9 protein-coding genes are annotated in these 8,676 nt (G+C 64.8%); all 9 read right to left on the bottom strand.

Annotated features, from left to right (window positions below; genetic code table 11):
- On the bottom strand, nucleotides 1-249 hold a 249-nt coding region (locus BW996_RS20610; protein ID WP_139330986.1), incomplete at its 3' end, for a transposase family protein.
- A 121-nt stretch (nucleotides 250-370) separates the two neighbouring features.
- Nucleotides 371-1,600: a hypothetical protein gene (locus BW996_RS20605; RefSeq protein WP_139330985.1), complete on the bottom strand. Its 1,230-nt coding sequence runs from the start codon at nucleotides 1,598-1,600 to the stop codon at nucleotides 371-373.
- The gene (locus BW996_RS20600) at nucleotides 1,597-2,817 is read right to left on the bottom strand and encodes an oligosaccharide flippase family protein (protein ID WP_037482911.1); all 1,221 of its coding nucleotides are present in this window, start codon (nucleotides 2,815-2,817) and stop codon (nucleotides 1,597-1,599) included. The genes BW996_RS20605 and BW996_RS20600 overlap by 4 nt, the downstream gene beginning before the upstream one ends.
- Nucleotides 2,818-2,851: 34 nt before the next feature.
- On the bottom strand, nucleotides 2,852-3,934 hold the full coding sequence (locus BW996_RS20595; RefSeq protein WP_241461993.1) for a GumC family protein: 1,083 nt from the start codon (nucleotides 3,932-3,934) through the stop codon (nucleotides 2,852-2,854).
- 19 nt (nucleotides 3,935-3,953) lie between these two features.
- On the bottom strand, nucleotides 3,954-5,981 hold the full coding sequence (locus tag BW996_RS20590; RefSeq protein ID WP_051632021.1) for an SLBB domain-containing protein: 2,028 nt from the start codon (nucleotides 5,979-5,981) through the stop codon (nucleotides 3,954-3,956).
- A 114-nt stretch (nucleotides 5,982-6,095) separates the two neighbouring features.
- The gene (rfbC, locus tag BW996_RS20585; protein WP_037482909.1) at nucleotides 6,096-6,647 is read right to left on the bottom strand and encodes a dTDP-4-dehydrorhamnose 3,5-epimerase; all 552 of its coding nucleotides are present in this window, start codon (nucleotides 6,645-6,647) and stop codon (nucleotides 6,096-6,098) included.
- 22 nt (nucleotides 6,648-6,669) lie between these two features.
- On the bottom strand, nucleotides 6,670-7,557 hold the full coding sequence (rfbA, locus tag BW996_RS20580) for a glucose-1-phosphate thymidylyltransferase RfbA (protein ID WP_037482908.1): 888 nt from the start codon (nucleotides 7,555-7,557) through the stop codon (nucleotides 6,670-6,672).
- Nucleotide 7,558: 1 nt separating this feature from the next.
- Entirely contained in the window at nucleotides 7,559-8,458 is a 900-nt protein-coding gene (gene rfbD / locus BW996_RS20575; RefSeq protein ID WP_076459082.1) for a dTDP-4-dehydrorhamnose reductase, read from the bottom strand.
- A gap of 17 nt (nucleotides 8,459-8,475) precedes the next feature.
- A partial coding sequence (locus BW996_RS20570) for a GDP-mannose 4,6-dehydratase (protein WP_175619156.1) occupies nucleotides 8,476-8,676 on the bottom strand: 201 nt, incomplete at its 5' end.

Here is an 8,676-nt window from a genome sequence, read left to right as displayed (position 1 = left end):
CCGGCTGAACGTGTCGTGCGAGGCCATGCCCTGCTCGAAGGGCAGGAAGCGCCGCATCCACTCCAGCTTGAACTCGCCCCACTCGCTGACATCGACCCAGTCCTCGGCGCCCGCAGCCACCGCGCACAGCGCCGTCAGCAGCAGTTCCTGCAACGGGTACTGGAAGCGGCCGGTCTGCCGGCGCGGATCGGCCAGGTCTTCAAAGTGCTGCATCAGCTCATCGCCGGGGGCCGTCGGGTGGTCTTGCATCGTGTCTGGGGCTGCGAGGTCGGGCTGGATTGTTACCACTCAATCGGGGCGGTGGCTAATGCAATCGCCCTGATAGGTGACCACACAGGCCAGCAGCCTGCAATCGTTCAAGGCATGCTCCTCATGAAGACCGGACGGAATCGCGAGACATCAGTACATCTTGGCAAACGAGCGCATGGAAAAGCAGCGCTTGAAAAGCCAGGACCAGCGTATCCAGCAGGGTAGCGAACAGCTCGCCATTGCGGATGAAAAGTATCAAGCGCAGCAGCACGAAGGCATACAGGAATGAGGTGTAGAACCCTCTTGAAATTGACAGCCAGTAGGCGACCTGCTTGACAAAGAAGACCGAAATAGCATAAAAGACGAGCGGCCCCACAAAGCCAAAATACAGGAATGTAGAGAACATCGTGACCGTCGGATAGCCTAGGGCATTCACGTCGCCGAACATCAGTCCCGAGAAATAGCCATTCACGGAGCTCACCAGTCCTTGGTCTCCCGCCATTGGAAAGCTGTAAGGCCAAGGGGAAAGTGCCACCGGATTCCTCAGCCACTCCCCGCCCAGCAGCAAGGCGTACCGGAAAGGCTCGAACTCCCCACTGGAAAAATAAGACAGGGGATCCTCGAGCATATCGATGCCACGCACCAGCATGCTGAAATAGAGCGCACCCACGGTCAGCGCAAAAACCCCCCAGAGCGCATATTTCACCCAGCGCAGACCGGCGGTGGACAAATGGACGACAAGCCACAGGATCAGCAGCAGGAGCATCTCGCGTCGCGTCATGCCCAGCAGACCCACGGCGAACAGCACCAGCGCCCCGATGACCAGCCGCCGAGCCCACGCCCCCTTCAGATGATCCAGCAGGTAGGCCGCACCGATGAAGATGCAGAGCATCGTGGTGTAGAGCAAGACCGCCCCGCCCTCCTCGGCAAAACGGAAAGCGATCGCCCCGGGATTATCCTGAAGCAGGTTAATGACGTCGAGACGAAACCAGTTGTAGGCCATCAAGGCGAGCGCGGTCAGCACGTATCCCCAGGCTACCGCGAGGCACCATCGATCGGGCCGCCGAATCACCCGGAACCGGACTCGCAGAGGCTGAACGAGCCCGGTCACCCCCATCAGTCCGGCAAAGAGAACGGCATAGAAGACGACCACCTCAGGCAGGTCCTTGACGACATAGACCCCAAAATCCTTGAGCACACGCCCTTCCTCGGACAAAGCCCCGATCACTGCGCCGACACCGAACAGCAGGATCGTCAGAACCTGCAGCGGCATGCAACGCAGCAGCACAGGAATCCGCAGGCTGCGCAACCGTACCGCGGGATCTTGCGTTGTCACTGTCGGCACAGTCATGATGCTGTCCCCCGGCGCAGTCGGATCAGGAATCCGAACAGCAGAAACTCGGAAATCGCTACCACGAGCGCCGTGGCGGCATTGCCAGCGAAGAACTGAGCCAAGCTCGCACACAGCATCAAGGCCATCACTTGCAGCATCGACACTCGCCCGACAAGCACAAAATTTTCGTGCGACAGATGATCGATCGCGACAATGATGTAGTTGAGATAGATGAATGGAATAGCGATCAGCAAGATCGTTATCAGAATCATCGCCTCTGAATAAGCGGGAAACCAACGCCCGATCACCCACTGCGCAGTCAAGGCGTAGCCGAGCAGGGCCACCACGGTCACCGCCGCCACGCTCAGCCGAGCCCGCAGGTTCCCTCTACCGATCAGCACCCCCGCGATGAAACGGTATTCGCGGTACCGGTCCCAACCCACCATCAGGGTAGAGGCCACCATCGGCGCCGGGATCGCGATGATCTTGGCAATCTTTTCTGCGAAGGCCAGCAGACCAATGCCCGGGCCCGCCCCCAGAAGCAGACCCAGCAACGGACTGACCCCCAGTGCAGTGGCCGTCTCACGGAGCATGGCGCCGGACATGCCAAGCCCGGCAGACAGCGTACGGCGGTACTCAGCAGCAGGAACACGCCAAGGCACTCGCACCAGCCCCATCCAGGCCGTCGAGAAAATCAGGCCTGCGGGCACAAAGGCATAGTTGAATGCCGCTACGGCGCGGATGACATCGCCGGCAGAATGGACGCCGAACCAGATGCACAAGAACAGCAGCGAGCGCGATACCAGCGAGATGATGAAATTCGACTTTTGCCTCTCGATCACCACGAAATACCATGCGGGATAGACAACGCAGGTCAGCAGCGAACCCATGACGAGCGCAAAAACTTCCCCGAAACTGCGCGACAGGCTGCCCGAGGCCACCAGCCCACCGGCCACGATGACGCCGATCAGAAGCCCCAGAAGTAGTTTCAGGTAGAACACGGCCGAAAACACGATCGACCGCTCGTCCAGATCCCGCGAATTTCGCAATCGGGCCAGCGATACATGGTTGAAGCCGAGCTCAACACCCAGACAGGCATATTGCGACACCCCTGTCAGGACGACGAACACCGAGAACGCGGCCACGCCAAGCCGGCTCGCCAGCACGGGAAACAGGATAATCGGCAGAATCAGATTGACGACCTGCCCGATCGCAACCCATTTCAGCTGCCCCACGACCCGGTACTCCGCCTCGTCTCGAGAAAGTCCGTCACGTCCGAGACCTCCGGACGACGAAGATCGAGGACAGCACCATGCCAGCAATCAGGCCGAACAGAGCAACCGCCACCTTCTTGGGCTTGGCTGGCTTGTCGGGGATCTGCGCAGGGTCGACGACCTGGATCAGACCGCCTTCACGGCCCTCATCCACACGCGCCAGTTCATATTGCTTGGCAAAGAGGTCGAACAGGGTTTCCTGATACTTGAACTCACGGTATTTGCCAACGTAGTCGCTATCACTGCGTGGAACCTGGGCAGACTCCAGCTTCGACAGCTCCGCCTGGATAGAAGCCAGCACTGTCGCCTGACTGCGCACCTCCGGGGAATTGTCGGCAAAGGTGGCACGTAAGGACTGAAGGCGCGTCTCTGCCGCCACGGCCTCGGCCCGTAGCTTCGAATAGGTTTCTGCCGCCGCTTTCGGCTCGGCCTTGATCGCCCCTGGATTGAAGCCGCTGCCCTGAAGGCCGATCTGGGCCCGGGTCAGCGCCGCCTTGGTTTCTTCGAGCTTGTCCTCGAAGAACTTGCGACGCTGCTGCGCCTCGGACAAGGCCAGGCTGTTCGAGATCAGGCGCAGCTGATCGACATAGCTGTTGGCCATCTTGGCAGCGCGGGCAGGATCCTTGTCATCGACTTCGATCGTGATCAGCGAATCCTTCTTGCCCGCTGTGAAGGCCACGCTTTTCAGCAGCTTCTTGCGTACATCGGACCTGTACTGCTCGTCATACACCTCGGCCAGTCCGTACTGCTCGATGATGCGATCGGAAACCGTCTCGCTGGACAGGAGCGCAATGTACTGCTCCGCAGGGCTCTTGATGCCAGCCATGCCCCCAGCAAATCCAGCCAGCGCCCCCAACGAACCCAGAGCGCTCGACAAGGAGCTTTGCTGCTGCTGCGGCGGCAGGATGACCGTCTTCGCGGTGTAGGTCGGTGGAACCAGAAACGCGCCTCCCAAGGCGAAGCCGCCCGCAACAAGGGAAGCTCCGACCACGATGGGCCATCGGCGCAGGATCACGCTCAACATGCTGGCCGTGCTGACCTCCTCGCGCGGCAGGGAGATGGGACTGTCGATGCTCATGCAGATACTCCGTCGATCATCAGTTCTGCAGCGTCTTCAACGCCGCCGCGCCGATGCCGAACTGGTACATGATCTGCGTCCATTCCTTCAGATCCTGCACCCAGGTGGTCTTGTTCATCATCTCCGGCACGAAGATGGTGTCCCCGGGTTCCGCCTTGGTGCCGTTGATTCCACCGACGATGCCGAAGAACGACGAGCGCTGCAGCTGACTCAGCACGCTGCCGTTCGGGCGAAGCACGAAGGTGCTGCCAGCATCGGCGCCGCGGGTCGGTCCGCCCGCCTGGGTCAGGAAATCGCCGAGGGTTCGACCCTGCTCGAGCAGGAAAGCGCCGCTGTTGAAGACCGAACCAAAGACGCTGACCGTGGTCGGGCGCGGCGGAATGTAGAGGCGGTCGCCATCCTCAAGCGGCAGGTCGGGCAGTTCCGTCGCACCCGGCGACAGCTGCAGCACGATGCGGCCGGTCGGCCGGACCCGACGCAGATTTTCCAGCAGGCGATTGGTAGCGTTGCTGCGCTGCTCGAACGTCGCGGCCTCGTCGGCGTTGATCGCACGCTGTGTCGCGGAGGCCCGGGTGAACTCGACTTCCATGTCACGCAGCGCGCGATCGTAGTTCTGCTGCTGCGTCTGGCGCACGCTCTCGCGGGTGAACTCAGTGCCGAACACGTAGGCGTTCGATGTGACACCGCCCGCCAGCCCAAGCGCCATGCGAGTCGTCACGCCCGGCGGCAGCACATATTCGCCCGGCTTGGCAACCTCGCCTTCGATGCGCACACGCTTGTTTTGGCGTGCGACTGGCTGCGCGGCATCGACAGCGCTGAAAGCACGCAACACGTCGCCGCTCTGCGGCGCCTGGGACTGCTCGTCCGGCAGCGAGAGCTGGGTGATGCGGTTTTTGGCGCGATCGTTGAGCCGCTCGATCGCCAGGCGGCTGCGGTCGGCCACCGCGGTGAATCCACCCGCCAGCGTGATCACATCGGAAATCTTCTCGCCGCTGCGCAGTTCGAAGATCGCCGGCTTGTTGACGCTGCCGATCATCGCCACCTGCGTGCCGATCGGACCGACATGGATCACGTCGCCAGCCTGGACGGTGCGGTCGGCGGTGCGGTCCCCCCGCAGCAGCAGGTCGTACAGGTCGTAGCGGGTGACAACCTCCTGGCCGCGGCGCAGCTCGATCGAGCGCATCGTGCCGGAGCTGGTGGGGCCGCCGCTGCGCATCAGCGCATTGGCCAAGCTGGAGAGGCTGCTGACGGTGTAGGCCCCGGGCCGCTTGACGTAGCCAGTGACATAGACACGCACGGTGCGCACCTGACCCAGCGAGACGCTGAGCTGGAAGTTGCGGAACACCTGGCCGACACGGCGCGAGATCGCCTCCGGCAGTTCGGCATAGCGGGTGCCCGAGACCATCATCGTGCCGACGCGGGGAATGCTGATGCGCCCGCTGCGGTCGACCACCACCTTCAGGTCCGCATCGACAGATCCCCACAGGCTGATCAGCAATTCGTCGCCCGGGCCGACCACGTAGTCGGCCGGCACCTGGGCGTTGTTCTCGGCCGCATCGAAGCTGTTGCGCCCCGTGAAGAGCTCCGAGCCGAAACGGCGGATCGTCGGCAGGGGCTGAAGCGTCGCACCTGCCTCGCTTGTCGGCTGCACGATGCTGGTGTTGAGCTTGCGCACGTACTGCTCGAACTCGTCGAGCGGAACCGGCGCCGTCGGCAGCGGCTGGCGCAGCGACGTGCCCGAGCGGGTCGAGGCGTTGCCCGAGGCCGCTCCCGTGCGGCCGGACGGCGACTCGCCATTGCTTTCCGCGGCCCAGTAGGCCTCGGCCGCATCCATCTGGTCCGCCTCCAGCCGCTCCAGGCGCTCCTGGGTCGGCACGGTCGCGCTCGCGTTCGTCGAGGTGCTGCGCAGCCGGATCGGGCCGCTGGAAGCGGTGGCCCCGGTGTCGCCGCCGGACTGCTGCGCGTGGGCAAGAGGAGACAGGGCCGCGCAGGCCAGCGCCAGGGCGCCGGCACGAAGCGGGATCAGACGGAAATCAGGCATGTGCATGGGGGATGTCACACAAAAATCTGCGCGCCGCCGAACACCGGGGGCGCGCAGATTGTAGGAGGTCGTAAATACGAGTCGGTACCGATTTCCGCTCGTCAGCCGGCCGAATCGGACTCAGTCGAAATGCCGCGCGTCCGCCAGCAGCGGCGCCACCGCATCCTTCGCCGACAGCAGCGGCGCCATGCCGAGATCGGGCCAGGTGATGCCGACCGTCGGGTCGTCCCAGCGCACCGCGCCTTCGCATTGCGGGGCGTACAGGTCGGTGGTCTTGTAGAGAAAGTCGGCCGTCTCGCTGGTGACGACGAAGCCGTGCGCGAAGCCCGGCGGAATCCAGAACTGGCGGTGGTTCTCGCCCGTCAGCTCGACGCCGGCCCACTGGCCGAAGGTCGGGCTGCCGCGGCGCAGGTCCACCGCGACGTCGAAGACCGCGCCAGAGACCACGCGCACCAGCTTGCCCTGCGCATGCGGCGGCAGCTGGTAGTGCAGGCCGCGCAGCACGCCGCGGCTCGAGCGCGAGTGGTTGTCCTGCACGAAGCGCACCGGGTGGCCCACCGCCTCGTCGAAGACCTTCTGGTTCCAGCTCTCCATGAAGAAGCCGCGCGCGTCGCCGAAGACTTTCGGCTCGAGGATCAGCACGTCGGGAATGGCGGTGCGGATGATGTTCATGTCCTGCCTCTTCCTTCCCGGCTCAGAAGACCTGCTCGGCCAGCACCTTCTTCAGGTACTGCCCGTAGCCGTTCTTCAGCATCGGCGCGGCCAGCCGGTCCAGCTGCGCGGCGTCGATCCAGCCACGGCGCCACGCGATTTCCTCCGGACACGCCACCTTCAGGCCCTGGCGCTTCTCCAGCGTGGCGATGAACTGCCCCGCCTCCATCAGGCTGTCGTGCGTGCCGGTGTCCAGCCAGGCGTAGCCCCGCCCCATGATCTCCACGCTCAGGCTGCCCTGGCGCAGGTACTCGGCGTTGACGTCCGTGATCTCCAGCTCGCCGCGCGGGCTGGGCTGGATGTTGGCGGCGATGTCGCAGACCTGGCTGTCGTAGAAGTACAGGCCCGTCACCGCGTAGTTGCTCTTGGGAGCCCGGGGCTTTTCCTCGATGCTCAGCGCGCGCTTCTTGTCGTCGAACGCGACCACGCCGTAGCGCTCCGGGTCATGCACGTGGTAGGCGAAGACGCTCGCCCCCGTCTCCCGGCTGGTGGCGCTGTTGAGCAGCTGCTGCAGGTCGTGGCCGTGGAAGATGTTGTCGCCCAGCACCAGCGCGCTGGGCGCGCCGCCGACGAACTCGCGGCCCAGGATGAAGGCCTGCGCCAGCCCGTCCGGGCTCGGCTGCACGCAGTACTGCAGGTTCAGGCCCCAGCGGCTGCCGTCGCCCAGCAGCGCCTCGAAGCGCGGCGTGTCCTGCGGCGTCGAGATGATCAGGATGTCCCGGATCCCGGCCAGCATCAGCGTGCTCAGCGGGTAGTAGATCATCGGCTTGTCGTACACCGGCAGCAGCTGCTTGCTGATCGCCAGCGTCGCCGGATGCAGCCGGGTGCCGGAGCCGCCGGCCAGGATGATGCCCTTGCGAGGAGTGTTCATGTCAGAGGATCTCGGTCAGCATGCGCTCGACGCCCTGCTGCCACGGTGGCAGCCGCAGGCCGAAGACCTGCTGGAGCTTGTGCGTCGACAGGCGCGAGTTGTGCGGGCGCTGGGCCGGCGTCGGGAAGGCACTGGTGGGCACCGGGTCGATGGTCTGGACCTTGAGCTCGCGGCCCTTCTGGCGGGCGCGCTCGATGACGAAGCTCGCGTAGCCGTGCCAGCTGGTCTCGCCGGACGCCACCGCGTGGTAGACGCCGGAGAGGTCCAGGTCGCTGCCTGCCGCGGTGCTCATGGCGGTGCGCACCATCTGCGCCGTCAGGTCGGCCAGCAGGTCCGCGCCGGTGGGCGCGCCGATCTGGTCGTCGATGACGGTCAGGCGCTCGCGCTCGGCGGCCAGTCGCAGCATGGTCCTGGCGAAGTTGCCGCCGCGCGCGGCATAGACCCAGCTGGTGCGCAGAATCAGGTGCCGGCAGCCGCTGGCGCGGATGAGCTCTTCGCCTTCGAGCTTGGTCTGGCCGTAGACGCTCAAGGGGCCGGTGGCGGCCTGCTCGTCGCGCGCGGTCTCGCCCGAGCCGTCGAAGACGTAGTCGGTGCTGTAGTGCACCAGCCAGGCGCCGGTCTCGGCGGCGCAGCGTGCCAGCACCCCGGGTGCGGTGGCGTTGATCGCACGTGCCAGCTCGGGCTCGCTCTCGGCCTTGTCCACCGCGGTGTGGGCCGCGGCATTGACGATCAGGTCCGGCTTGACGGCGGCGACCGTCGCCGCCAGCGCCTCGGGGCGGCTGAAGTCGCCGTGCAGCTCCGTGCTGTCGTGGTCCAGCCCGACCACCTCGCCCAGCGGCGCCAAGGCGCGCTGCAGCTCCCAGCCGACCTGCCCGCCCTGGCCCAGAAGAAGGATCTTCATGTCTGCGGCTCCCGGCGTCAGTCGCGTGCGCTGTAGTTCTTCGACACCCACTCGCGGTAGGCGCCGGTGCGCACCGAGTCGATCCACGCGGTGTTCTCCAGGTACCACTTCACCGTCTTGTCGATGCCGGTCTCGAAGGATTCGGCAGGCTGCCAGCCGATCTCGGCCTCGATCTTGGTCGGGTCGATCGCGTAGCGGCGGTCATGGCCGGGGCGGTC

The organism is Sphaerotilus natans (assembly GCF_900156335.1).
GTDB classification, from domain to species: Bacteria; Pseudomonadota; Gammaproteobacteria; order Burkholderiales; family Burkholderiaceae_C; genus Sphaerotilus; species Sphaerotilus natans.
This window is presented reverse-complemented; position numbering and strand designations above follow the sequence as displayed.